The following is a 24,256-nucleotide window of genomic DNA, read 5'->3' as shown; positions in this document are numbered from 1 at the left end:
AGGAACGACCATGGCACGCATGAAATTCATCTGTGACGCCGAGCGTTGCATCGAGTGCAACAGCTGCGTCACCGCCTGCAAGAACGAGCACGAGGTGCCGTGGGGCGTCAACCGGCGCCGCGTGGTGACCATCAACGACGGCATCGTCGGCGCCGAGAAATCGATCTCGGTCGCCTGCATGCACTGCTCGGACGCGCCGTGCATGGCGGTGTGCCCGGTCGACTGCTTCTACCGTACCGACGACGGTGTGGTGCTGCACGACAAGGACGTCTGCATTGGCTGCGGCTACTGCTCCTACGCCTGCCCGTTCGGTGCGCCCCAGTTCCCCAGCGCCGGGACCTTCGGCGTGCGCGGCAAGATGGACAAGTGCACGTTCTGCGCCGGCGGGCCGGAGAAAAACGGCAGCGACGAAGAATTCGAGAAGTACGGACGCAACCGGCTGGCCGAAGGCAAGCTGCCGCTGTGCGCGGAAATGTGCTCGACCAAGGCGCTGCTGGGTGGCGACGGCGACGTGATTGCCGACATACTGCGCAACCGCGTGATCAAGCGCGGCAAGGGCGGCGATGTGTTCGGCTGGGGCACGGCCTACGGCAACAAGGGCGCCGCGCAGGGTTCAGCGGGCGCGGGCGCGGCGCCGCCCGCCGCGCCACCCGCTTCAGGAGCGCAGCCATCATGACCCGCCTGTTGCTGATCCTGCTGGCCGCCGGCTGCACCGCGCTGGCCGCCTGCGGCGAGCGCGCGCAGACCGCCACGGCGGCGCACAAGAAATCCGACGCGCCGGCGTACGAGGGCGCGCCGGGCGACCCCTTCGTGGCCAAGGGCTGGACGCCGGGCGACAAGACCAGCTGGCAAAACCAGATCCGCGAACGCAACCAGTACCAGAACGAATACAACCGCACGCCATGACAGCGGCGATGCGAAGCCCGAGGCGCACCCTGGCCGACCCGACGGAGGGCCTATGAAGCCGATGCACAATCCTGGCTGGTTCCGCTTCCTGGCGGCCGTGGCCTGCGCGCTGGCCTTGCTGGCCGTGCTCGCCTTGCTGGCATCGCCAGGGGCCGCGCGGGCGCAGGCTCCCCAGGCCGCCTCCGCGCCGCCGGCCGCCGGCGCACCCGCCGATGCCAACAACCCCGCCACGAATCCGGCCCAGCCCTTCGCGGGCATTGCCTCCGAGAATATCTTCAACGTGCCGCGCCGCGACCTCGCGGCCGAGGCGCAGGCCCAGCAGGCGCGCAGCAAGGCGCAGCCTGGCAACAATGCGCCGGTCTGGCGCGAGGCGAATTCCGACCAGGCGCACTACAGCAGCCTGCCAGCCAAGGAAGCCGGGGTGCTGATCCAGCGCACCGGACAGAAATGGCGCCTGTTCCGCAACGGGGTGATCACCGTCTGGGGCGGCTGGCTGATCGTGGTGGTGCCCGCCGCGATCCTGGCCTTTTTCTTCTGGCGCGGCACGATCCCGCTCAAGACGCCGCGTACCGGCCGCATGATCCAGCGCTTCACGCCGCTGGAGCGCATGGTGCACTGGACCATGGCGATTTCATTCGTCACGCTGGCGGTCTCGGGCATCGTGATGCTGTTCGGCAAGCATTTCCTGCTGCCGCTGACGGGCCACACCTTGTTCGGCTGGCTCACCTACCTGCTGAAGAACGTCCATAACATTGTCGGCCCGGTCTTTACCTTGTCGGTGATCGTCGGCTTCGTGATCTTCGTGCGCGACAACTTCCCCGCCCGGGAGGACTGGCAGTGGCTCGTCAAGCTTGGCGGGCTCGTGTCCGGCAAGCACGTGCCAAGCGGGCGCTTCAACGCTGGCGAGAAGGCCTGGTTCTGGGGCGGGCTGGTGGTCTTCGGCCTGATCCTGTCGGCCTCCGGCTGGGTGCTCGACATGATCGTGCCTGGCATGGATTTCTACCGCGCCACCATGCAGATCGCCAACATCATCCATGGCATCGCGGCGGTGCTGATGATCGCCATGGCCTGCGGCCATATCTACATGGGTACCATCGGCATGGAAGGGGCCTACCGCGCCATGCGCGACGGCTGGGTCGATGAAGCCTGGGCCAAGGAGCACCACGAGCTCTGGTACGACGATATCAAGGCAGGCAAGATCCCCGCGCAGCGCGCGGCCGAGCCGGAGCCGGGCGAGCGTGCCGGCGGCCGGGCCAGCCCGGGCGAAGTCTGAGCGCGCATGGCCGATCCCCAACGAGGAGCCCGATCCATGAACCGCATTCTGCTGGTGCTCGCCCTGGCCCTTGGCGCCACAGGCGCCCTGGCCAAACTGCCGCCGCCCACGGAGGCGCAAAAGCTCAAGGCCGACGAGGCCAAGGCGCGCGCCGCCTGGGCCGACAAGGTGGCTGCCTATCAGCTCTGCCGAGCACAAGACAAGGCGGCGGCGCGCTACTACAGCGACATGCAGGCCAAAGGCAAGGCGGTGCCGGCGGCTGCCACGTCCGCGCCGTGCGCCGATCCGGGCCCGTTCGTGGCGCAAGCGCCGGCTGCGCAAGCCGCAGCAAGCACTGCTGGAGGGCCTTCCACCGCACCTGCCGCCACGCCTTCGGATCACAAACCGGCCGCAGCGCCGGGCACGGGAGCGGTACAATCGCCCCGGACATCACCGTGAGAGGAGGTTCGGCATGAAGCGTGTACGTGTACTTTTCGGTCTGGCGGTAGCGGGCACCCTGGCAGGCACTCTGGCTGGCTGCGGGAGCATGGGGATGGGCAGCTCCGATACCGCGGTCGCCGCGCTGGCGTCCAAGAGCGGCACCGCGACGCAGGGCAGCATCACCTTCACCCAGCGCGGTGACAAGGTGCTGGTCAAGGCCGACGTAACCGGCTTGCCGCCCAATACCGAGCACGGCTTCCACGTGCACGAGAAGGGCGACTGCTCGGCCCCCGACGCCATGAGCGCGGGCGGCCACTTCAACCCTACGGGCAAGCCGCACGGCTCGATGTCGATGCCCGACCATCATGCCGGCGACATCAACAACCTCAAGGCCGACGCTACCGGCCGCGCCCAGGCCAGCTTCGAGCTGACCGGCGTGACCTTGGGCGCCGGCCCCACCAGCCTGGTGGGCCGCGCAGTGGTCGTCCACAAGGATCCGGACGACTACAAGACCCAGCCCACCGGCAACTCCGGCGGCCGCATCGCTTGCGGCGTGATCGCCAAGTCCTGACGGATGGGGCGGGGCGGCACGGGCCGGCAGTTCCCGGCGCGCGCCGTCCATCCCGCATCCCCCAAGCCCATGCCCCTGCGCCCTGAAATGACCCACGCGTGCGTCCCCCTGATCGAAGAGGTCGAGGTGGTCGACGAGCAGGGGCGCGTGCGCCAGGCCTTCCTGCCCGGCGAGCGCCCGCTGACGGTCTACCTCGACAAACGCGAGCTGGTGACGCTAATGACGCTGGGCGGGGCGCCCGAGGCCCTGGTGCTGGGCTACCTGCGCAACCAGCGCCTGGTCGAATCGGTCGAGGATATCGCCGCGATCCAGGTCGACTGGGAAACCGAATCCGCCGCCGTCACGACCCGCACGGGCGTGGATCGCATCGAGGAGCGCACGGCGCGCCGGGTGGTGACCACCGGCTGTGGCCAGGGCACCGTATTTGGCTCGTTGTTGGACGAAGTGGACAACATCCGGCTGCCGGACGACGCCACCCTGGACCAGGAAACGCTCTACGGCATCATCGACACCATCCGGCTGCAGCAGTCGGTCTACAAACAGGCCGGGTCCGTGCATGGCTGCGCACTGTTCCGCGGGCGCGAGCTGCTGATGTTCATCGAGGATGTGGGCCGGCACAACGCCGTGGATGCCATCGCGGGCCTGATGTGGCTCGAAGGCATGAGCGGCGCCGACAAGGTGTTCTACACCACCGGGCGGCTGACTTCGGAGATGGTGATCAAGGGCGCCCAGATGGGCATCCCCTTCCTGCTGTCGCGCTCGGGTGTCACGCAGATGGGCTACCAGATGGCCCAGCGCGTCAACCTGGCTCTCTTTGCCCGGTGCACGGGGCGCCACTTCCTGCTCTATACCGGCCGCGAACGCTTCCGGCACCAGTTGCCGGAGCAGGCCACGGCCTGACGCCCGGGGGCGGACGGCCCGTTCCGGGGCCGGGGTGGCATTTAAGGCGGTGATGCCGGATTTTGGTTGTACAATGCGGCCCATCGCAAGGCCCCGGCAGGTCCGGCGCGCCTGTGAGCAAATGCGAGCAGCGTTCCCGGTCAGCATGGACCGCGCCCGAGCCTGCCCTCATTTGTTCATCCCGATACCCCTATGAGCATCAAATCCGATAAGTGGATCCGCCGCATGGCGGAACAGCACGGCATGATCGAGCCCTTCGAGCCCGGCCAGGTACGGGAAGAAGACGGCCGCAAGATCGTTTCGTACGGCACCTCGAGCTACGGCTACGACATCCGCTGCGCCGACGAATTCAAGATCTTCACCAATATCAACAGCACCATCGTCGATCCGAAGAACTTCGACGAAAAGTCCTTTGTCGACTTCAAGGGCGATGTCTGCATCATCCCGCCGAACTCCTTCGCGCTGGCCCGCACGATGGAGTATTTCCGCATTCCGCGCAGCGTGCTGACCATCTGCCTGGGCAAGAGCACCTACGCGCGCTGCGGCATCATCGTCAACGTGACCCCGTTCGAGCCGGAATGGGAAGGCTATGTGACGCTGGAGTTCTCGAACACCACGCCGCTGCCTGCCAAGATCTACGCCGGCGAAGGCTGTGCCCAGGTGCTGTTCTTCGAGAGCGACGAGATCTGCGAGACTTCCTACCGCGATCGCGGTGGCAAGTACCAGGGTCAGCAAGGTGTCACACTGCCGAAGACCTGATCGCATACAATGCGCGCGTTGCGGTGTTACGGGTAACCCCGGGGCCGCGCGCCAAGCCTGAACGTCGAGCCACATGCCGACCCAGGGGGACGAATCCCCGGGCCATGTGGCTCAAGTCCTTCTTGCCGTCCAAGGATGCCAAATGAAATTCCGCTTCCCCGTCATCATCATCGATGAAGACTTCCGCTCCGAGAACATTTCCGGCTCGGGCATCCGCGCGCTGGCGCAGGCCATCGAGCAAGAAGGCATGGAGGTGATGGGCCTGACCAGCTATGGCGACCTGACCTCCTTCGCCCAGCAGTCCAGCCGCGCCTCCTCGTTCATCGTATCGATCGACGACGACGAGTTCGTCAGCGAAGACGACCGGCCCGAAGCCGCGGCCATCGAGAAGCTGCGCGCCTTCGTCAACGAAGTGCGCCGCCGCAATACCGACCTGCCCATCTTCCTGTACGGCGAGACGCGTACCTCGCGGCATATCCCCAACGATATCCTGCGCGAGCTGCACGGCTTCATCCACATGTTCGAGGACACGCCGGAATTCGTCGCGCGCCACATCATCCGCGAAGCCCGGGTCTACCTGGATTCGCTGGCGCCGCCGTTCTTCAAGGCGCTGATCGCCTACGCGCAGGACAGCTCGTACTCGTGGCACTGCCCCGGCCACTCGGGTGGCGTGGCGTTCCTGAAGAGCCCGGTCGGCCAGGTGTTCCACCAGTTCTTCGGCGAGAACATGCTGCGCGCCGACGTCTGCAATGCCGTCGACGAGCTCGGCCAGCTGCTCGACCACACCGGCCCGGTGGCGGCCTCGGAGCGCAATGCCGCGCGCATCTTCAACTCCGACCACATGTACTTCGTCACCAACGGCACGTCCACCTCGAACAAGATGGTGTGGCATGCCAACGTGGCGCCGGGCGACATCGTGGTGGTGGACCGCAACTGCCACAAGTCGATCCTGCACGCGATCATGATGACGGGCGCGATTCCCGTGTTCCTGATGCCCACGCGCAATCACTACGGCATCATCGGCCCGATCCCGAAGAGCGAGTTCGATCCCGAGACCATTCGCCGCAAGATTGCCGCGCACCCGTTCGCCAGCCAGGCCAAGAACCAGAAGCCGCGCATCCTGACCATCACCCAAGGCACCTACGACGGCGTGCTGTACAACGCCGAACAGATCAAGGAAATGCTGGCCACCGAGATCGACACGCTGCATTTTGACGAAGCCTGGCTGCCGCACGCGGCATTCCACGACTTCTATCGCAACATGCACGCGATCGGCAAGGACCGCCCGCGCAGCAAGGACGCGCTGGTGTTCGCCACGCAGTCCACGCACAAGCTGCTGGCCGGCCTGTCGCAGGCATCGCAGATCCTCGTGCAGGATTCGGACACGCGCAAGCTGGACCGCTACCGGTTCAACGAGGCGTACCTGATGCACACGTCCACCAGCCCGCAGTACTCGATCATTGCCTCGTGCGACGTGGCGGCGGCGATGATGGAAGCCCCGGGCGGCACCGCGCTGGTCGAAGAAAGCATCCAGGAAGCGATGGACTTCCGCCGCGCCATGCGCAAGGTGGAAGGCGACTACGATGCCGGCAACAACGGCGACTGGTGGTTCAAGGTGTGGGGCCCCGAGGCGCTGGTCGAGGACGACATCGGCGACCGCGAAGAGTGGATGCTCAAGGCCAACGAACGCTGGCACGGCTTCGGCGACCTGGCCGATGGCTTCAACCTGCTCGACCCGATCAAGGCCACCATCATCACCCCGGGCCTGGACGTGGACGGCGAGTTCAGCGACCGCGGCATTCCTGCGGCCATCGTCACCAAGTATCTGGCCGAGCACGGCATCATCATCGAGAAGACCGGGCTGTACTCGTTCTTCATCATGTTCACCATCGGCATCACCAAGGGCCGCTGGAACTCGCTGGTGACCGAGCTGCAGCAGTTCAAGGACGACTACGACCAGAACCAGCCGCTGTGGCGCGTGCTGCCGGAATTCGTCGGCAAGCATCCGCAGTACGAGAAGCTCGGCCTGCGCGACCTGTGCGACGCGATCCACAGCGTCTACAAGGCCAATGACGTGGCCCGCGTGACCACCGAGATGTACCTGTCGGACATGGAACCGGCGATGAAGCCGTCGGACGCGTGGGCGATGATGGCGCACCGCGAGATCGAGCGCGTGGCCGTCGACGAGCTGGAAGGCCGCGTCACCGCCATCCTGCTCACGCCGTACCCGCCGGGCATTCCGCTGCTGATCCCGGGCGAGCGCTTCAACCGCATCATCGTGCAGTACCTGAAGTTCGCGCGTGAGTTCAACAAGCTGTTCCCCGGCTTCGAGACCGACATCCACGGCCTGGTCGAGGAAGAGGTCGAGGGTGGTGGCAAGGCGTATTTCGTCGACTGCGTGAAGTAACGCAGGCTGGCGACAGGAAAAAAGGCCTCGCGCGTGCGAGGCCTTTTTTCTGCGCTCGCTCATGCCTTGTGCACGGCCGACGCGCCGCGCGAGATTGCGATAGAGTGGCGCTCACAAATCTATGCAACCTCGACGGAGTGGAAATGACATCAGCACGCGTGGTGGAATTGACGGAGTTCGGCGGCCCCGAAGTGATGCGCCTGGTGAATGCCGAGTTGCCCGCGCCGGCGGCCGGCCAGGTGCGGTTGCGCCAGACCGCGATCGGCTTCAATTACATCGACGTCTACCAGCGCTCGGGCAAGTACCCGCTGCCGTCGCCGACCGGGCTGGGCCATGAGGCCGCCGGCGTGGTCGAAGCGGTGGGCGAGGGCGTGACCGCCCTGCGCGAAGGCGACCGCGTGGTCTACATGCATGCTGGCATCGGTGCCTATGCCAGCCGGCGCAACGTGCCCGCCGACAAGCTGGTCAAGCTGCCCGATAGCATTGACGACCTCACCGCCGCGGCGGTCTTCTTCAAGGCCATGACCGCGCAATACCTCGTGCGCAAGACACATCCCGTGCAAGCCGGCGACATCGTGCTGGTGCATGCCGCCGCGGGCGGCGTAGGGCAGATCCTCAGCAGCTGGGCCAAGGCGCTCGGCGCCACCGTGATCGGCACCGCCGGCTCGGCCGAGAAGTGCGAAGTGGCCCGCGCGGCAGGGTGCGATGCCGCCATCGACTATTCGCAGGCGGACTGGGTGGAGCAGGTGATTGCCGCCACCGGCGGGCGCAAGGCGCGCGTGGTCTATGACTCGGTGGGCAAGCATACCTTCATGGGCTCGCTGGACTGCGCGGCGCCATTCGGGCTGGTGGCGCTCTATGGCGCCGCCTCGGGCCCCGTGCCGGCGTTCGAGCCGGAACTGCTCAACAAGAAGGGTTGCCTGTTCCTGACGCGGCCATCGGTGTTCCCGCACAACGCCGACGCGCAGACGTTCCGCGCCAACGCGGCGGATGTGTTCCAGGCGATCGGGCAGGGCGCGATCCGGGCGGCCATCGGCGCGCGCTTCCCGCTTGAGCAGGTGGCCGAGGCACATCGGGTGGCCGAGGCGCGCGCGACCACGGGCGCCATCCTGCTGCTGCCGTGACCTGAACTAACCAGACAAGACGCGGGGGCAGCCCCGGAAATCAAAAAAAGGCCTCGGGTTCAGTTCAAACCCGAGGCCTTTTTTTCCATGCCGGCGACCGCAGCCCCCGGCGCTTTCACTAACTACTTCTTCTTGTCGAACTCGAACTGCGGCGTGGCGGGCTCGCTGTCGGCAGGCGCTGACGGCAGCTCCAGCGTGCCTGGCTCGCTACGCCCGCCCGGCACCGGCGCCGGCACCGAGGCCGCACCGCCCGGACTCTCACCGCCCAGCGGGATCGAGACCTCCGCCGCATTGCTATGGTGCAACGACCCCTTGTCCAGGAACATCGTCACCAAGCCCGGCCAGAACATCACCAGCACGACCATGATCAGCTGCAGGCCGACCCAGGGCAACGCGCCCCAGTAGATGTCGGAACTCTTCACTTCCTTGGGCGCAATGCCGCGCAGGTAGAACAGCGCGAAGCCAAAGGGCGGGTGCATGAAGGAGGTCTGCATGTTCACGCACAGCATCACGCCGAACCACACCAGCGCCGCGGTGGCTGCCGCCTCCGGATTGCCGCCCATCGAATCGGCGACCACCGGCGCCAGCACCTTGACCGCCACGGGGGCGAGCATCGGGACCACGATGAACGCGATCTCGAAGAAGTCCAGGAAGAAGGCGAGGAAGAAGATGAACAGGTTGACCACCAGCAGGAAGCCGATCCAGCCGCCCGGCAGCGAGGTGAACATGTGCTCCACCCAGGCACCGCCATCCACGCCCTGGAACACCACCGAGAAGCAGGTGGAGCCGATCAGGATGAACACCACCATGGCGGTGATGCGGGCGGTGGACTGGTAAGCCTCGATGATCAGCCCGCGCAGCGCACTCAGTTGCCCGGCGCGCAGCAGCAGCCACGTGATCACGAGGTAGACCACCGCCAGCGGAATGCGGAAGGCATGCGAGCCGAACGCGACGGTGCCGGCGATGACGGCTACGCCCGTGGCGGCAATGCCGATGCGGTACAAGGTACGGTCGAGCTTGCCGAAGCCGGGGTCGCGCAGCACCGCCAGCACCAGCGCGCCGACCGCGCCCATGGCGCCGGATTCGGTCGGCGTGGCGATGCCCAGCATGATCGTGCCCAGCACCAGGAAGATCAGCACCGCGCAGGGAATGATGCCGCGCAGGCATTTGCGCCACAGCGGCCAGCCGCGCAGCGTGCGTTCTTCCACCGGCACCGGCGGCAGCCAGTCGGGCTTGACGCGCGTCAGCACGAAGGTATAAAGCGCGAACAGCGCGATCTGGATCACCGACGGGCCCCAGGCACCCAGGTACATGCTGCCCACGTCGGCGCTGCCCATCGGCGTCTTGAGCTGGTCGGCCAGCACGACCAGCACCAGCGACGGCGGCACCAGCTGGGTGATGGTGCCCGACGCCGCCAGCACGCCGGTGGCGTACTTCATGTTGTAGCGGTAGCGCATCATCACCGGCAGCGAGATCATCGCCATGGCGATCACCTGCGCCGCCACGGTGCCGGTGATGGCGCCGAGGATGAAGCCCACGATGATCACCGAGTAGCCCAGGCCGCCGCGCACCGGGCCAAACAACTGGCCCATGGAGTCCAGCATGTCCTCGGCCAGCCCGCACTTCTCCAGTATCGCCCCCATGAAGGTGAAGAACGGGATGGCGAGCAGCAACTCGTTGGCCAGCACGCTGCCGAACACGCGGCTCGGCACCGCCTGCAGGAAACTGACCGGGAAGTAGCCGAACTCGATGGCCAGGATACCGAAGGCAAGGCCCACCGCCGACAGCGAAAATGCGACCGGAAAACCGATCAGCATGAATACCACCAGGCCGCCGAACATCAGCGGCGGCATATATTCCAATGGAATCATTGCACCGGCCTCTCGTATTTCGATTCGATGCGCACCAGGCCCTTGAGGGCGGCGATGCGCTTGATCAGCTCGGACACGCCCTGCAGACCCAGCAGGACAAAGCCGAGGGGCACCACCAGCTTGATCGGGTATCGCGGCAGGCCGCCGGAATTACCGGATTGCTCGAGGATGCGCCACGAGGGCAGGAACAGGGAATCCCACGACAGCCAGGCAAACAGCACGCACGAAGGCAGCAGGAAGAAGATGATCCCGAAGATGTCGATCCAGTGTTGTGCGCGCTCCGATACGTTGCCGTAGATCAGGTCCACGCGCACGTGTTCGTTGCGCTGGAAGGTGTAGGAAGCGCCGAACATCACCGCGATGGCAAACATATACCACTGCAGCTCGAGCGGCCAGTTGTCGCTGAGGTTGAAGCCGTAACGCAGCAGGGCGTTGCCTGCGCTGATCAGGCACGACAGCAGGATCATGATGTTTGCAAGCCTGCCCGTGTGCTGATTCAACCTGTCGATCTGTCGTGACAGACCAAGCAAGTAATACATGGGTTGTCTCCCCTGTTTTTGCGGCGATTAGTTTATCTGTAACAAAATACTTCGGCGCTTGGGGCTAATACCTACCGCATCGCGCAAAAATCAAAAGCGCCGGGAGACAATAAAAAAAGCCGCCAGGAGGGGCCTGCCCTGGCGGCTTTCTTTCAAAACAAAACTTACGTGAAACTTACATCGGCACGCTGCGCTGCATGGAATCCGCAGCCTGTGTTTAGAGCGTAGCGCGCGCTGCGGCAATCGCCGCGCGCACCTGCGCCGGTGCGGTGCCGCCGATATGGTCACGCGCCGCGACCGAGCCCTCCAGCGTCAGCACCGCGTGCACGTCATCGCCGATCAGCGCGGCCTTGTCGCCCAGGCCGGTGACGTCGCGCAGCTCGGCCACCGTCAGGTCGGCCAGGTCGCAGCGGCGGTCGTCGCAGGCGCGCACCGCGTGGGCCACGGCTTCGTGGGCATCGCGGAAGGGCAGGCCGTGCTTGACCAGGTAGTCGGCCAGGTCGGTGGCGGTGGCGTAGCCTTGCAGCGCAGCGGCGCGCATGGCGTCCGGCTTGACCGAGATGCCCGGCACCATGTCGGCGAAGATGCGCAGCGTGTCGGCCACGGTGTCGACCGTGTCGAACAGCGGCTCCTTGTCTTCCTGGTTGTCCTTGTTGTACGCCAGGGGCTGGCCCTTCATCAGGGTCAGGAGGCCGATCAGGTGGCCGTTCACGCGGCCGGTCTTGCCGCGCGCCAGTTCGGGCACGTCCGGGTTCTTTTTCTGCGGCATGATCGAGCTGCCCGTGCAGAAGCGGTCGGCGATGTCGATAAAGCCCACGCGCGGGCTCATCCAGATCACCAGTTCTTCGGAGAAGCGCGAGATGTGGGTCATCACCAGCGCGGCGGCGGCGCAGAACTCGATGGCGAAGTCGCGGTCGGAGACGGCGTCCAGCGAGTTGCGGCACACGCCGTCGAAGCCCAGCTGCTGCGCCACGAACTCACGGTCGATCGGGTAGCTGGTGCCCGCCAGCGCGGCGGCGCCCAGGGGCAGGCGGTTCACGCGGCGGCGGCAGTCGGCCATGCGCTCGGCGTCGCGCGTGAACATTTCCACGTAGGCCAGCAGGTGGTGCCCGAAGGTGACCGGCTGGGCCACCTGCAGGTGGGTGAAGCCCGGCAGGATGGTGTCGGCGTTCTTCTCGGCCAGGTCCAGCAGCGCGCCGCGCAGGGCGCCCAGCAGGCCGATGATGGTGTCGATCTCGCTGCGCAGCCACAGGCGGATATCGGTAGCGACCTGGTCGTTACGCGAGCGGCCGGTGTGCAGGCGCTTGCCGGCGTCGCCGACCAGCGCGGTCAGGCGCGCTTCGATATTCAGGTGGACGTCTTCCAGGTCGAGCTTCCACTCGAAGCCGCCGGCCTCGATCTCGCCACGGATCTGCGTCATGCCGCGCTCGATCTCGGCGCGATCGGCCTCGGCGATGATTCCCTGCTTGGCCAGCATGGCGGCGTGCGCCAGCGAACCCTGGATGTCGAAGAGTGCCAGGCGCTTGTCGAAGAACACCGAAGCGGTGTAGCGCTTCACCAGGTCGGACATCGGTTCGGAGAAGCGGGCGGACCAGGCTTCGCCTTTCTTGGCAAGTTGGGAGGTCATGGGCGGTAAGGCTGGGTTAGCTCGCAAGCCGGCGGCGGGCCGCGGGGCGAACGAGAAAATTCGGGGAAAGCGCGATTATATCGCTGCCGGGCTCTGCGCAGACGGTAGCGGGTCCGAGAGGACCTCCCGGCCCGCCCTATACGCCCTATAAGGTGTTGTCGATGACCTGGCCCTTGAACACCACCGGCCCGGTGGGGCCGTTGGGGTCGGGCGAGCCGCCGCGCGGCTCCACGCTGATGGCCAGCGCCGGCACCTTGCCCAGCGCCTGGGCGACCGCCAGGCGCAACTGGCGCTGGTGCCCGATCACGCCGAGCGACTGCGGCTTGCCGTTGGCCGGGAGGGCCCAAAGCTGCAGGGCCTGCGCATCGTTCAGTGGCAGGTGGTCCAGGCGGCGCAAGGTCAGCGCCTGCGAACGTGCATCCCAAGTCACAAGCACGGCGGCCTGGGCGCGATCGTCGTTGAGTACGGCCACCGCATTGACCAGCGGGGCAGTGTCCAACTGGCGGACCATCCGCACGTTGAGGCCGATTGCCACGGCCGCCAGCACGGCGGTCGCCATGGTGGCGCCGCGCCAGAAGCCGGGGGCGGCCCACAGCCGTTGCCACCAGGCTGCGGGTGCCGCACCGGCTGGGCCCGCCGCGTCGGACGCCTTCATGGCTTGCCAGCCCAGCCGTTGTTCGATCCCGCACCACACCTTCTCCACCGGCGCCGAGGCAGGCTGGAGTTCGGCAAGCCCAGACAGCCTGGACTGCCAGTGGCTGATGGCCGCGCGGATCGCGGGTTCCTCGCGGGCGAGCGTTTCCAGCCGGCGGCGCGCGCCCCCGCGCAACACGCCCAGCGCGTACTGCGCGGCAAGGCGGTCGATCAGGTCGGGACGGCGGCTGAGGTTCATGACAGGCTTTCCAGGCACGTGCGCAGGCGCTCCAGGCCGCGCCGTATCCATGACTTGACGGTGCCAAGCGGCACCTGCAATTGTTCAGACAGCTCGCTATGGCTCATGTCCTTCAGGTAGGCCAGCGAGATCGCCTGCCGCTGCGGCTGTTCCAGCCGCTGCAGGCACTGGTTCAACGCCCGCGCCTCCTGGCTGGCGAGCGCAAGTTCCGCCGGGCCGGCCGCTTCGTCGGCCAGCCACTCGCCGAGGCTGTCGTCCAGCTCCACGGTCTGGCTGGTGCGGGCAGCTGCCTGGCGGCGCAGGCAATCCAGCGCCCGGTTGCGCACGATGGCTGTCATCCAGGTCATCGGGGCAGCCAGGTGCGGCCGGTAGTCGCCGGCGTGATGCCAGATGCTGACGAAACTCTCTTGCACAACATCCTCCGCCCAATCATGCCTGCTGGTTATACGCAGCGCGAGGCCAAACAGTTTCGTTGCGGTCTGGTCGTAGAGCTGCCGCAAGGCGTGCCGGTCTCCCATGGCCGTGCCTTGCAGCAACGCGGCAAGCAGGTCGGCGTCGGCCGGCCTGGGGGCAAAAGAGGAGTCGGCGGAGGAGGAGGGCACCGGGGGTGGATATCAGCAAGTGACGTTCCCGGATTATAGGCACGGCTTGCGTGCGGCATGCGAAGGATCGCTGCATCCGATTGCCAATTGCGCGCGTAGAAGAGACAGGCGCCGCCGTTGCAGTCGCGATGCAAGCCGCATCCGAGTGCATGCGACCCCATCAAGGCGCCATCCACCCCTGTACAGGAGAACACCATGGAACGCATGCAGTCGAGCACCGCGCAGCACGAGCGCCAGGCCGGCGAGGACACGGACAGCCGCATCCTTGTTGCGCCGGATGCGCGCCGGCGCGGCTTGCTGAAAGTCCCCGGCCTATTTGCGCTGGGATCGCTGGCGGTGATGAGCCTGGGCGAGTCGATGCCAGCATGGGCGCAGGTTCAGTCCGGCAGCACCAAGGACGACATCGCCATTCTCAATGTTGCCCTCGGGCTGGAATACCAGGCCATCGCGGCCTATCAGGTTGGCGCGGAGAGCGGTTTGCTGCAAAAACCCGTGCTGGAAACCGCGGTCAAGTTCCAGACGCACCACAAGGCACACGCACAGGTGCTGGCTGGCACGGTGTCCAAGATGGGCGGCAGCCCCGTGATGACCAAAAAGCCGGGTGAATACGGCTTCCCGACCGACCAGCTGAAGACTCAGGCCGATGTATTGCGCTTTGCCGCAGGTCTTGAGAAAGGTGCCACCGCGGCCTACCTGGGTGTATTGCCGAACTTCCACAATCGCGAGCTGACCAAGGCCGCCGGCAGCATCCTGGGTGACGAAGCGATGCATTGGGCCATCCTGCTCTCGGTGCTCGGCGAAGACCCGGTGCCGGGCGCGTTCGTCGGCTGAAGCCTGGCCGTCAATATCGGATGGCGCGCCCGGTCGGCCGTTTCTGTCCGGATAGCCGCTATCCTCGGTAGACGAGCCGCACTCTGCGCCGTCCGGCCTGCTGGCCGGACGGGTTCCCCGCCATGGTGCCAGCCACCATGGCGGTTTTTTTGCGCAGCGCGCGCAGCCTCGCCTTAGCCGCTGTTGCGCAGGCCCGCCGCCACCCCGTTGATGGTCAGGTGAATGCCGCGCCGCACGCGGATGTCGTCACCGTCCTTGCCCGAGCGGTAGCGCTTGAGCAATTCCACCTGCAAGTGGTTGAGCGGGTCCAGGTAGGCGAAGCGGTTCTTGATGGAACGCGCCAGCAGCGGATTGTCGGCGAGGCGCTCGTGGCGGCCGGTGATCAGGGCCAGCATCTCGCACGTCAGATGCCACTCGGCGCTGATGCGCGCGAACACCGTCTTGCGCAGCGCGGCGTCTTCGCACAGCTGGGCGTAGCGCGAGGCCACGGCCAGGTCGGTCTTGGCCAGCACCATGTCCATATTGGACAGCAGCGTGGTGAAGAACGGCCAGGTCTTGACCATGCGGCGCAGCGTGGCCACGGCGGCCTTGTGCGCGCGCTCGTCCGGCGCCTCGTCCAGCAGCGCCTTGACCGCGCTGCCAAAGCCGTACCAGCCCGGCAGCAGCAGCCGGCATTGCCCCCAGGAAAAGCCCCAGGGAATCGCGCGCAGGTCTTCGATGCGGCGCTGCTTCTTGTCCATCAGCTTGCGCGAGGCCGGGCGCGAACCCAGGTTGAGGTCGGCGATCTCGGTGATCGGCGTGGTGGCGAAGAAGTAGTCCTTGAAGCCGGGCGTGTCGTACACCAGGTGACGATACGACGTGAACGCGCGATCCGAGAGCTGCTGCATCACGGCCTCGAACGTCGCCAGGTCCTTCGGCGCGTTTTGCGTCGGCAGCAGCGAGGCTTCCAGCGTGGCGGCGATCACCGTTTCCAGGTTGCGCCGGCCGATCTCGGCGTTGGCGAACTTGCTGTTGATGATCTCGCCCTGCTCGGTCAGGCGGATCTGGCCGTTGACCGTGCCCGGCGGCTGCGACAGGATGGCCTGGTAGGTCGGGCCGCCGCCGCGGCCAACGGTGCCGCCGCGGCCATGGAACAGCCGCAGCTTCACGCGGCGCGCCTCGAACACCTGCACCAGTGCCAGCTCGGCCTTGTACAGCTCCCAGTTGGAGGTCAGGAAGCCGCCGTCCTTGTTGGAGTCGGAGTAGCCCAGCATCACTTCCTGCTCGCCGCCATGGTGGGCGATCACCGAGGCAAAGCCCGGCAGTTCCAGCAGCGATTGCATGATGCCGGCAGCGTTGCGCAAGTCTTCGATGGTCTCGAACAGCGGGATCACCATCAGTTCCGGGCGCGCCGGGCTGGTCTTGCTGCCCAGCGTGCCGTGCAGCATGCCGGTTTCCTTCTGCAGCAGCAGCACTTCGACCAGGTCGGACAGCGTCTCGGTGTGCGAGATGATGTAGTTGCGGGCCACGCGCGCGCCATAGCGGGCGCGCAGCTCGCGCGCCATGTTCAGGATGGCCAGCTCGCTGCGGGTCTGCTCGGAATAGGCATGCCAGGGCAGCGTCAGCAGGCGCGGCTGGCGCAGTTCGGCCAGCAGCAGTTCCAGCTTGCGGGCTTCCGTCAGGCCGGCGTAGTTGGTCTCCACGCCAGCTGCGGCGAACAGTTCCGCGATCACCGCCTCGTGCACGTCGGAGACCTGGCGCATGTCGATCGAGGCCAGGTGGAAGCCGAACACGGCGATGGCCTTGGCCAGCGCGTCGATGCGGGTGCGCGCCAGCGCCTCGCCGTGGTGGGCGCGCAGCGAGTCGATCACGACCTGCACGTCGGCGGCAAAGGATTGCGCGTCGGCATAGGGCGCGGAGTCGGCCACCGGGTGGCGCGGCGCGGCCTGCCCGGTGACGGCCTGGCAGGTTGCCGCCAGGCGCGCATAGATGCCGATCAGTGCGCGGCGGTACGGTTCGTCGGCACGATGCTCGGAGTGGTCGGGCGAGGCATCCGCCAGCGCCAGCAGTTCCGGGCTGGCCTCCACCATCAAGCTCGACATCGACAGTTCGGCACCCAGCGCGTGGACTTCGTCCAGGTACCACTCCAGGATCAGCGACGATTGCTGGCTGGCGGCGTGCTGCAGCGTGTCGGCGGTGACGTTGGGGTTGCCGTCGCGATCGCCGCCGATCCAGGAGCCCATCTGGAAGAAGGGCGCGAGCTGGGTAGAGGCGGCCGGCGCAGCCTTGCTCTTGCGCGTGGCGGGAAACACCGCGGCGATGTCCTCTTCCAGCTCGCTCATCAGTTGCGGGATGCCGCGCAGGAAGCAGGTGCGGTAGTAGGACAGCGCATTCTCGATTTCGTCCACCACCATCAGCCGCGTATTGCGCAGCATGCGGGTCTGCCACAGCGTGGTGACGCGCGCGCGCAACAGCGCGGTGTTGTGCTCGCGCTCACGCGCGGTCATGGGCAGGTCGCGCTCGGCCAGCAGGCGGGCGATCTCGCGCTCGGCGTCGAGAATGCTCTTGCGCTGGACTTCGGTCGGGTGGGCGGTCAGCACTGGCACGATCAGCGCTTCGTCAAAGAACTTGCGCAGTGTCTTGCCGGTCACGCCAGCCGCGTCGATGGCCTGTAGCGCATGCGCCAGGCTGCCTGGCTGCGGCGGCGATCCGGCCAGCGCGTGCACGCGACGGCGGCGGTTGTGGTGCTGGTCCTCGGCGATATTGGCCAGGTGCGAGAAATAACTGAAGGCGCGCACCACCGAGTTGGTCTGGTCGCGCGACAGGCGCTTGAGCAGGCGATCCAGCTCCGCGCCGGCGGCGCGGTCGTTCTCGCGGCGAAAGCGCACGGCGGTCTGGCGGATGGTCTCGACGACCTCGAAGGCGGCTTCGCCTTCCTGCTCGCGCACGCAGTCGCCCAGCAAGCGGCCCAGGAAGCGGATGTCTTCGCGCAAGGGCACGTCCTTGTCGCTGGCGCTGGCGCGGCGGGCCGGGGTCGCGGCGGGCGCGGCTTCAGGCTTCGCGGCGCTGGCGCGCCTGGTACGGGTGGCCTTGGCGGATGGGGCAGATGGGGCGGTCGCGGGAATCGAGGCGGAAGCCAATGCGGTGTCGGGGGCGTCTGCCCGGCTGGCGGTTGGCTTGCGCCGGCCTGCGGGGCGCGCAGCTTGCTGCGTCATGCAATCTCCTGTCGTTTCTTATCTATTGTGTATTGTCTGTTGGCCCGGAGCGGCTTGGGGTGCGTGCTAACATTCGCGGATGCAAGCATCCGTCTCCCCGTCGTCTTCCAGCGCTGCGCCGCGCAAGCTAGTCATTGCCTCCCGTGAAAGCCGTTTGGCTATGTGGCAGGCTGAGCATGTGCGTGCTGCATTGCAACAATACTATCCCGCGTGCGATGTGTCCATTCTCGGAATGACTACGCGCGGAGATCAGATTCTAGACCGTACTTTGTCCAAGGTTGGCGGCAAGGGCCTGTTCGTCAAGGAACTCGAGATCGCGATGGCCGAAGGCCGCGCCGACCTTGCCGTGCACTCCCTCAAGGATGTGCCGATGGAGTTACCTGAGGGGTTTGCCCTGACCGCCATCATGGAGCGCGAGGACCCGCGCGATGCGCTGGTCTCAAGCGGCTTCGCCTCGCTGGACGACATGCCCGCCGGCACCGTGGTAGGCACCTCCAGCCTGCGCCGCGAGGCCGCGTTGCGCACCCGCTACCCCCACCTGGTGATCCAGCCGCTGCGCGGCAACCTGGATACCCGCCTGGCCAAGCTCGACCGTGGCGACTACGGCGCCATCATCCTGGCTGCTGCCGGCCTCAAGCGCCTTGGCCTGGCCGATCGTATCCGTGCCGTGCTGGATCCGGTCAGCTCGCTGCCGGCAGCCGGGCAAGGTGCGCTGGGCATCGAGATCCGGTCCGGCCGCCCCGAGCTGGCCGCTTGGCTGGCGCCGCTGAACCATGAGCCCAGCGCGCTGGCCGTGACCGCCGAGCGCGCCGTGTCGCGCATGCTGGGCGGTTCGTGCCAGGTGCCGCTTGCCGCGCATGCGCGCTGGGACGGCGCGCAACTGCACATCGACGCCTTCGTGGCGCTGCCCGATGGCAGCCGTTGTGTGCGGGCCCAGTCCGCCGCCGTGGTGGAAGGCGCCGATGCATCCAGCCAGGCCGAAGCGCTTGGCAAGGCCGTTGCCCAGGACCTGTTGGGGCAGGGCGCGGCTGACATTCTCGCGGCGCTGGCGGATCCGGCGTCCCCCCAAGCCCCTGCCTGAGACCGGCCCATGCCCCGCCCGACCGTCGTTGTAACACGACCCGCCGGGCAGTCCCGGCAACTTACCGAGGCCTTGTCGGCCGCCGGCCTGGACGTGCTTGGCTTTCCCCTGCTGGCGATCGGCCCCGTGGCCGACGATGCCCCCTTGCGCGCGGCGCTGGCGCAACTGGCGGACTTCGCGCTGGTGGTCTTCGTCAGCCCCAATGCCGTGGCCTTCGCGCTCGATGCACTGGCCCAGGTGCAGGACAAGCCCGCGCCGCAGTGGCCGGCATCCGTAGCGGTAGCCGTGGTTGGCCCCGCCAGCGTGGCTGCGCTGGCCGAGCGCGGGATTGCCGCGCCCAACGACCGCGTGATCGCCCCGGCCGGCTGCACGACCGGCCATGAGGCAGACAACGGCGACGCCGCCAACGGTGGCGACGGCACCGCGGCGCGCTTCGATTCCGAGGCCCTGTGGCAACAGCTCGAAGCCCAGCTTGGCGCCGGGGCGCTTGCCGGGCGCCAGGTCCTGATCATCCGTGGCAACGGCGGACGCGACTGGCTGGCCGAGCGCCTGCGCGCCACCGGCGCCGAGGTGCAGGCGGTCGAGGCCTACCAGCGCTCGGTCCCCACACCCGGCAGCATGCAATGGCAAGCCGTGCGCGACGCTCTCAAGCCGGGCGCGGCACCGCAGGCCTGGCTGCTGACCAGCTCCGAAGCCGTGCGCAATCTCGATGAGATGGCGCGCCAGGCCCTGAGCTCGCAAGAGCTCGCCTGCCTGCGCCAGGTGCAGTGCATCGCGCCCCATGCGAGAATCGCCGAACAGGCCTTGGCCCTCGGCTTCACGCACCTGCTGCGCGCGGCGCCCGGAGACGAAGGCCTGCTGGCGGCTTGCCGCCAGTGGGCGCAGGCGCATGCCGGCCCGCCGGCGCCGATGCCTGTCGCGGCGCCGCCGGCTGCCGCCGCGCCCGTCCCGCTCGCCACGATGCCGCCGCCGCTCCCGGCAGCACCACCAGTTAACCCACCGCCCGCAACGTCAACGAAGGTCGATCGCGTGACGCAAGACAATACCGCTCCTCCCGCCTCCAGCCCGCCTCCCGCGGCTGGCGCCTCGCTGCCCGCGCGCGGCGCGCCCCGCGTCAATCCGTGGTGGCTGCTGCTGTTCCTGCTGATCCTCGCCATAGGCGGCGGTTTCTGGTGGCTGCAGCAGCGCGTGGACCACCTGACCCAGGAACTGGCGCGGCGCCAGCAGAGCAACGATGCGCTGGTGCAGGAAACCCGGGTGCTCTCGCGCAATGCGCAGGACACCGTCAAGGAACTGCAGGCCAAGGTTGGCTCGCTGGACGGCCAGGTGGGCGAGGCGCGTGACAAGCAATCCGCGCTGGAGCAGGTCTACCAGGACCTGATGCGCAACCGCGACGACTGGGAGATCGCCGAGATCCAGCAACTGCTCACCAACGCCGGCCAGCAACTCCAGCTGACGGGCAATGTGCAGGTAGCGCTGGCCGCGCTGCAAAGCGCCGACACGCGCCTTGCACGGACCGACAAGCCGCAGTACAACCTGTTGCGCCGTGCCATCGCGCGCGACGTGGCGCGCATGAAGGCCGTGCCGGATACGGACCTGACCGGCGCCGCCATCAAGCTCGACGAAGCCATCAACCAGATTGATACGCTGCCGTTGCTGTCGAGCGAGCGCATGCTCGAACGCAGTGAAGCGGACGCGCGCAAGACGGACGCGAAGGCCGAGGCTGTCGACAAGCCCGCCAAGCCCGCCGGCGCCAAGGCTGGCAAGATTGCCGCCAAGGACGAGGCAGTGTCGGCCGGCAACGCGATCGGCAACTGGTTTGGTCGCCTGTGGGGCAATGTGCGCGACGAGCTGATGCAAGTCATCCGCATCCGCCGCGTGGATGATGCCCAGGCACTGCTGCTGACCGGCGACCAGGGCTGGTTCCTGCGCGAGAACGTCAAGCTGCGCCTGCTCAATGCGCGCCTGGCGCTGCTGTCGCGCAACGAGCCCGTGTTCCGCAATGACCTGGCGGCCGCGCAAGCCATGATCGGACGCTATTGCGACACCAAGTCGCGCCGCGTGCAGGCCGTGTTGACCCTGCTCAAGCAGGCCCAGGCCGGCGCCGTGACGGTGCAGTTGCCCACCATGGCGGAAAGCCTCGGCGCGCTGCAAGCGCTCAAGAAGGAGTAGCGCATGCGGCTTCTTTTCTGGGTAGCTATCCTGTTTGGCGGCGCGGTCGGGCTCGCGCTGTTCACGCAATTCAACCAGAGCAACCTGGTCCTGTTCTACCCGCCTTACCGGGTTGAGCTGTCGCTGAACCTGGCGCTGGCCCTGCTGCTGCTGACGTTCTTCGTGGTCTGGACCATCCTCAGCACCGCGCGCCATCTGTCCGAGATGCCGGCGCGTGCCGCGGCCTACCGCGAGCGCAGCCGCATGAACCGCGCGCAGGCGGCCTTGCGCGAGTCCATCGAGAACCTGTTCGCAGGCCGCTTTGCCCGCGCCGAGCGTACCGCGCGCGAGGCCCAGGCCTGGCCCGAGCAGGCCCAGACGGCGGCGCTGATCGGCGCCCGCGCGGCGCACCGCATGCAGGAAACCGAGCGGCGCGACGCCTGGATGGCGCAGGTGACCGACCCCGAGCGCGAGCAGGCCCGCCTGGTGTCGATGGCCGAATTGCTGGTCGACGCGCGCGATGCCGACGGCGCGCTGGAAACCATCGCGCAGCTGCAGGCCCAGGGCGCGCGCCAGATCCATGTGCAGCGCATCGCGCTGCGTGCCCACCAGCACCTGAAGAACTGGACCGAAGTCCTGCGCCTGGCGCGCTCGCTGGAAAAGCGCAACGCCCTGCATCCTGTGCTGGCGCTGCGCCTCAAGCAACTGGCCTGCGAGGCCCTGCTGGAGGAGCGCCGCCATGACGTGCAGGGCCTGCAGGATTTCTGGCGTTCATTGTCCACCGACGAACGCCGCACAGCCCGCATCGCCGAGCCCGCGGCGCGCTATTTCGCGGCGCTGGGCCGTCAGGATGAAGCGCGCAAGATCGTGGAGGACGCGCTCAAGGTCAACTGGGATAGCCGGCTGGTCTTGCGCTATGCCGACTGCGCGGAGCCGGGACGTGCGCTGCCGCAGATTCAGCAGGCCGAGAAATGGCTGACGCAGCATCCGGTGGATGCGGATCTTTACTTCACGCTAGGCGTGTTGTGCCTGGGCGAGAAGCTGTGGGGCAAGGCGCAGTCCAGCTTTGAGCGGGCGTTGAAATATGCGGATGCTGACCTGCAGCGCAGGTTGCGGGTTCGGGCGCATCTGGCGTTGGCCAAGATGTTCGAGGAGACTGAGCGGCCCGAGGAGGCGCAGCGGCATTATCGGGAGGGTGCGATTTTGGCGGCTTGACCGCGCAAAACCGAGGGCTTCGGCTCCAGTGGCTCCTAGCTAAGCCACCCCTCTCCCCGGCCCTCTCCCCCTGAGGGGAGAGGGAGAGACAGCCGTCGTCATCGCAAGCGGTTTGGGCCAGTCAGGCGGCTTCGTTCTGTGCCTCAGGGTCTCCATATCGATCGTCCTTGCCCGAGGCCGGCTCAAGCCCCGCCTTTTCCTTCACTACCGCATACCGCGCCAGGGTCTCCTTGCGTGCCACGTCGTGTTGCACGATCGGCCGCGGATAGTTTTCCCCTAGCTTGACCCCGGCTGCGAGCAACACGTCTTCCGAGGCTGTCCACGGTGCGTGTATGTACTTGTCCGGCAGGCGCGCCAGTTGCGGCAGGTACTTCCTGATAAATCGTCCCTGCGGGTCGAATTTCTCAGACTGCGTGGTCGGGTTGAAGATGCGGAAGTAGGGCTGGGCATCGCAGCCGGTGGAGGCGGCCCACTGCCAGCCGCCGTTGTTGGCGGAGAAGTCGAAGTCGTTGAGCTGGTCGGCGAAGTACTGCTCGCCGCGCCGCCAGTCCACGCCGAGGTCCTTCACCAGGAAGCTCGCTACCACCATGCGCAGCCGGTTATGCATGTAGCCGCTTTGCCGGATCTGCAGCATGGCGGCGTCCACCAGCGGGTAGCCGGTCCTGGCGTCACACCAGGCCTGGAAGTAGCGCTCGCCGGTGTCGCCATCGATCCAGCGGATGGCATCGTAGGCGGGATGGAAGGCGCACCCAACTGCGACGCGGGGGTGGTGGTGCAGGATCATGAAGTAGAAATCGCGCCAGATCAGCTCGGACAGCCAGGTGGCGGCGCCAGCGCTCTCGGCGCCGCCGCGCAGCGTGGCGGCATGGGCGGTGCGGGCGAGCGTGCGGATCGACAGGGTGCCAAAGCGCAGGTGCACCGACAGGTAGCTCGGGCCGCGCAGGGCGGGGAAATCGCGCCGGCGCGTGTAGTCGCCCATGCGCTCGCAGAACTCGTCGAACAGCGCGTGGGCGCCGGCGCTGCCGGTGGGCATGGCAATCTCGGCCAGGTTGGAGGGGGCGAAGCCCAGTGCCTCCAGCGTGGGCAGCGGCCGTACGTAAGCCTTCGGTGGGGCGGCCAGCGACTTCAGATAAGGCTCGACCGGGTAGGGCTTGAGGTCGAACGGAAGCAAGGCCTTCAGCCAGGCGTTCTTGTAGGGCGTGAAGACCGAGAAGGGTTTGCCCTGGCCGGTCAGGATCTCGTCGCGCTCAAAGATCACCTGGTCCTTGAAGCTGAAGCAGGCGCAGGCCTGGCCCGCCAGCGCTTGCCCGACCTCGGCATCGCGGGCCAGCGAGGCGGGCTCGTAGTCGTGGTTGGCGAACACGGCGGTGACGCCAAGCTCGGCGGCCAGCTCGGGAATGGCTGTGCGCGCGTGGCCGTGCAGCACGAGCAGGCCGCCGCCGGCCGCGCGCAGCGCTTCGTCCAGCGGGGCCAGCGAGGCCAGGATGAACGCCACCCGGCGGTCGGCCGCCAGGCCGCGCGCCAGCAGCGGATCCAGGATCTCGCGGTCGAAAACGAAGACGCACCATACCTGGCGGCAGTGCTTGAGGGCATAATGCAGCGCCGCGTGATCGTCGGCGCGCAGGTCGCGCCGGAACCACACCAGGCCGCGCTCGAACTGCCGGTCGATCCGATAGGGTAGGCGGGCGTCGGAGGGGGATGGGGGCAAGATCGGGCGTTCCGGAAGTTGGGCTGGCGAAGCCTGTTACCCTACCATAGCGTCAGGCATGCGCCGCGCGCGCGCGCGGGCTGGCCCGGCATGCCGGCCGGCGTTGTCCGCAGCGCCGAACAGGCCGGCCCGTATTTCAGTAATCCAGCAATCCAGTAATCCAGATATCAAAAAGCAAGCCATGG

The 24,256-nt window shown here is 67.1% G+C and carries 20 protein-coding genes; 13 read left to right on the top strand and 7 right to left on the bottom strand.

Features of this window, described 5'->3' with window-relative positions:
* The first annotated feature begins 10 nt into the window (after window positions 1–10).
* The 9 genes from fdh3B (at window position 11) to ACX12D_RS15000 (ending at window position 8,360) form a co-directional block, all read left to right on the top strand.
* Window positions 11–676 carry a formate dehydrogenase FDH3 subunit beta gene (gene fdh3B, locus ACX12D_RS15040; RefSeq protein WP_459371732.1) on the top strand — a complete coding sequence of 222 codons (666 nt, stop codon included), beginning with the start codon at window positions 11–13 and terminating at the stop codon, window positions 674–676.
* Window positions 673–906 carry a hypothetical protein gene (locus ACX12D_RS15035; protein WP_150984024.1) on the top strand — a complete coding sequence of 78 codons (234 nt, stop codon included), beginning with the start codon at window positions 673–675 and terminating at the stop codon, window positions 904–906. The genes fdh3B and ACX12D_RS15035 overlap by 4 nt, the downstream gene beginning before the upstream one ends.
* 52 nt (window positions 907–958) lie before the next feature.
* Window positions 959–2,179 carry a formate dehydrogenase subunit gamma gene (locus ACX12D_RS15030; protein ID WP_459371731.1) on the top strand — a complete coding sequence of 407 codons (1,221 nt, stop codon included), beginning with the start codon at window positions 959–961 and terminating at the stop codon, window positions 2,177–2,179.
* 36 nt (window positions 2,180–2,215) lie between these two features.
* Window positions 2,216–2,617 carry a hypothetical protein gene (locus tag ACX12D_RS15025; protein ID WP_459371729.1) on the top strand — a complete coding sequence of 134 codons (402 nt, stop codon included), beginning with the start codon at window positions 2,216–2,218 and terminating at the stop codon, window positions 2,615–2,617.
* A 13-nt stretch (window positions 2,618–2,630) separates the two neighbouring features.
* Window positions 2,631–3,170 (top strand): superoxide dismutase family protein, encoded by a 540-nt coding sequence (locus ACX12D_RS15020; protein ID WP_459371728.1) that lies wholly within the window; start codon window positions 2,631–2,633, stop codon window positions 3,168–3,170.
* A 69-nt stretch (window positions 3,171–3,239) separates the two neighbouring features.
* Window positions 3,240–4,070, top strand: a complete 831-nt coding sequence (locus ACX12D_RS15015; protein WP_459371727.1) for a formate dehydrogenase accessory sulfurtransferase FdhD — start codon at window positions 3,240–3,242, stop codon at window positions 4,068–4,070.
* Between the two features lie 192 nt (window positions 4,071–4,262).
* Window positions 4,263–4,829 (top strand): dCTP deaminase, encoded by a 567-nt coding sequence (gene dcd / locus ACX12D_RS15010; RefSeq protein ID WP_017230746.1) that lies wholly within the window; start codon window positions 4,263–4,265, stop codon window positions 4,827–4,829.
* A 142-nt stretch (window positions 4,830–4,971) separates the two neighbouring features.
* Window positions 4,972–7,236, top strand: a complete 2,265-nt coding sequence (locus ACX12D_RS15005; RefSeq protein ID WP_183036612.1) for an arginine/lysine/ornithine decarboxylase — start codon at window positions 4,972–4,974, stop codon at window positions 7,234–7,236.
* 143 nt (window positions 7,237–7,379) lie between these two features.
* Window positions 7,380–8,360, top strand: coding sequence for a quinone oxidoreductase family protein (locus ACX12D_RS15000; protein ID WP_459371726.1), 981 nt, complete (start codon window positions 7,380–7,382; stop codon window positions 8,358–8,360).
* A gap of 122 nt (window positions 8,361–8,482) precedes the next feature.
* Here the strand turns inward: ACX12D_RS15000 and ACX12D_RS14995 are convergent, their stop codons facing one another.
* From ACX12D_RS14995 to ACX12D_RS14975, 5 genes are all read right to left on the bottom strand, one after another.
* On the bottom strand, window positions 8,483–10,231 hold the full coding sequence (locus ACX12D_RS14995; RefSeq protein WP_459371725.1) for a TRAP transporter large permease: 1,749 nt from the start codon (window positions 10,229–10,231) through the stop codon (window positions 8,483–8,485).
* Entirely contained in the window at window positions 10,228–10,770 is a 543-nt protein-coding gene (locus ACX12D_RS14990; RefSeq protein ID WP_183036609.1) for a TRAP transporter small permease subunit, read from the bottom strand. The genes ACX12D_RS14995 and ACX12D_RS14990 overlap by 4 nt, the downstream gene beginning before the upstream one ends.
* 217 nt (window positions 10,771–10,987) lie before the next feature.
* The gene (argH, locus tag ACX12D_RS14985) at window positions 10,988–12,397 is read right to left on the bottom strand and encodes an argininosuccinate lyase (RefSeq protein ID WP_459371724.1); all 1,410 of its coding nucleotides are present in this window, start codon (window positions 12,395–12,397) and stop codon (window positions 10,988–10,990) included.
* A 145-nt stretch (window positions 12,398–12,542) separates the two neighbouring features.
* Entirely contained in the window at window positions 12,543–13,289 is a 747-nt protein-coding gene (locus ACX12D_RS14980; protein WP_459371723.1) for an anti-sigma factor, read from the bottom strand.
* On the bottom strand, window positions 13,286–13,807 hold the full coding sequence (locus tag ACX12D_RS14975) for a sigma-70 family RNA polymerase sigma factor (protein ID WP_459374029.1): 522 nt from the start codon (window positions 13,805–13,807) through the stop codon (window positions 13,286–13,288). The genes ACX12D_RS14980 and ACX12D_RS14975 overlap by 4 nt, the downstream gene beginning before the upstream one ends.
* A gap of 279 nt (window positions 13,808–14,086) precedes the next feature.
* Here ACX12D_RS14975 and ACX12D_RS14970 point away from each other — a divergent pair, with 279 nt between their 5' ends.
* Window positions 14,087–14,722, top strand: a complete 636-nt coding sequence (locus ACX12D_RS14970; protein WP_043348737.1) for a ferritin-like domain-containing protein — start codon at window positions 14,087–14,089, stop codon at window positions 14,720–14,722.
* 173 nt (window positions 14,723–14,895) lie between these two features.
* Here ACX12D_RS14970 and ppc read toward each other — a convergent pair whose 3' ends face one another.
* Entirely contained in the window at window positions 14,896–17,916 is a 3,021-nt protein-coding gene (gene ppc, locus ACX12D_RS14965) for a phosphoenolpyruvate carboxylase (protein ID WP_459371722.1), read from the bottom strand.
* A 79-nt stretch (window positions 17,917–17,995) separates the two neighbouring features.
* On the opposite strand from ppc, the gene hemC reads away from it, so the two are divergent.
* Genes hemC through ACX12D_RS14950 form a run of 3 tightly spaced genes read left to right on the top strand, consistent with a single transcriptional unit; the run spans window position 17,996 to window position 22,363 of the window.
* Window positions 17,996–18,997: a hydroxymethylbilane synthase gene (gene hemC, locus ACX12D_RS14960; RefSeq protein WP_459371721.1), complete on the top strand. Its 1,002-nt coding sequence runs from the start codon at window positions 17,996–17,998 to the stop codon at window positions 18,995–18,997.
* 9 nt (window positions 18,998–19,006) lie between these two features.
* Window positions 19,007–21,169: a fused uroporphyrinogen-III synthase HemD/membrane protein HemX gene (hemDX, locus tag ACX12D_RS14955; protein WP_459371720.1), complete on the top strand. Its 2,163-nt coding sequence runs from the start codon at window positions 19,007–19,009 to the stop codon at window positions 21,167–21,169.
* Window positions 21,170–21,172: 3 nt separating this feature from the next.
* Window positions 21,173–22,363: a heme biosynthesis HemY N-terminal domain-containing protein gene (locus ACX12D_RS14950; RefSeq protein WP_459371719.1), complete on the top strand. Its 1,191-nt coding sequence runs from the start codon at window positions 21,173–21,175 to the stop codon at window positions 22,361–22,363.
* Between the two features lie 121 nt (window positions 22,364–22,484).
* Here ACX12D_RS14950 and ACX12D_RS14945 read toward each other — a convergent pair whose 3' ends face one another.
* On the bottom strand, window positions 22,485–24,071 hold the full coding sequence (locus tag ACX12D_RS14945; RefSeq protein ID WP_459371718.1) for a cryptochrome/photolyase family protein: 1,587 nt from the start codon (window positions 24,069–24,071) through the stop codon (window positions 22,485–22,487).
* Between the last annotated feature and the right edge of the window lie 185 nt (window positions 24,072–24,256).

This window comes from Cupriavidus sp. PET2-C1 (genome assembly GCF_054515855.1).
Note: the sequence above shows the minus strand (reverse complement) of the source record. Positions and strands in the feature narration are given on the sequence as shown.

Excerpts from the sequence above, each read along its gene's own strand:
- ACX12D_RS15015 (WP_459371727.1), top strand. The coding sequence starts at position 3,240 with ATGCCCCTGCGCCCTGAAATGACCCACGCGTGCGTCCCCCTGATCGAA.
- ACX12D_RS15020 (WP_459371728.1), top strand. The coding sequence starts at position 2,631 with ATGAAGCGTGTACGTGTACTTTTCGGTCTGGCGGTAGCGGGCACCCTG.
- ACX12D_RS14970 (WP_043348737.1), top strand. The coding sequence starts at position 14,087 with ATGGAACGCATGCAGTCGAGCACCGCGCAGCACGAGCGCCAGGCCGGC.
- ACX12D_RS14980 (WP_459371723.1), bottom strand. The coding sequence starts at position 13,289 with ATGAACCTCAGCCGCCGTCCCGACCTGATCGACCGCCTTGCCGCGCAG.
- ppc (WP_459371722.1), bottom strand. The coding sequence starts at position 17,916 with ATGACGCAGCAAGCTGCGCGCCCCGCAGGCCGGCGCAAGCCAACCGCC.
- hemC (WP_459371721.1), top strand. The coding sequence starts at position 17,996 with ATGCAAGCATCCGTCTCCCCGTCGTCTTCCAGCGCTGCGCCGCGCAAG.
- ACX12D_RS14975 (WP_459374029.1), bottom strand. The coding sequence starts at position 13,807 with ATGGGAGACCGGCACGCCTTGCGGCAGCTCTACGACCAGACCGCAACG.
- ACX12D_RS14950 (WP_459371719.1), top strand. The coding sequence starts at position 21,173 with ATGCGGCTTCTTTTCTGGGTAGCTATCCTGTTTGGCGGCGCGGTCGGG.
- ACX12D_RS15000 (WP_459371726.1), top strand. The coding sequence starts at position 7,380 with ATGACATCAGCACGCGTGGTGGAATTGACGGAGTTCGGCGGCCCCGAA.
- dcd (WP_017230746.1), top strand. The coding sequence starts at position 4,263 with ATGAGCATCAAATCCGATAAGTGGATCCGCCGCATGGCGGAACAGCAC.
- hemDX (WP_459371720.1), top strand. The coding sequence starts at position 19,007 with ATGCCCCGCCCGACCGTCGTTGTAACACGACCCGCCGGGCAGTCCCGG.
- ACX12D_RS15035 (WP_150984024.1), top strand. The coding sequence starts at position 673 with ATGACCCGCCTGTTGCTGATCCTGCTGGCCGCCGGCTGCACCGCGCTG.
- ACX12D_RS15005 (WP_183036612.1), top strand. The coding sequence starts at position 4,972 with ATGAAATTCCGCTTCCCCGTCATCATCATCGATGAAGACTTCCGCTCC.
- argH (WP_459371724.1), bottom strand. The coding sequence starts at position 12,397 with ATGACCTCCCAACTTGCCAAGAAAGGCGAAGCCTGGTCCGCCCGCTTC.
- ACX12D_RS14995 (WP_459371725.1), bottom strand. The coding sequence starts at position 10,231 with ATGATTCCATTGGAATATATGCCGCCGCTGATGTTCGGCGGCCTGGTG.
- ACX12D_RS14990 (WP_183036609.1), bottom strand. The coding sequence starts at position 10,770 with ATGTATTACTTGCTTGGTCTGTCACGACAGATCGACAGGTTGAATCAG.
- ACX12D_RS15025 (WP_459371729.1), top strand. The coding sequence starts at position 2,216 with ATGAACCGCATTCTGCTGGTGCTCGCCCTGGCCCTTGGCGCCACAGGC.
- ACX12D_RS15030 (WP_459371731.1), top strand. The coding sequence starts at position 959 with ATGAAGCCGATGCACAATCCTGGCTGGTTCCGCTTCCTGGCGGCCGTG.
- fdh3B (WP_459371732.1), top strand. The coding sequence starts at position 11 with ATGGCACGCATGAAATTCATCTGTGACGCCGAGCGTTGCATCGAGTGC.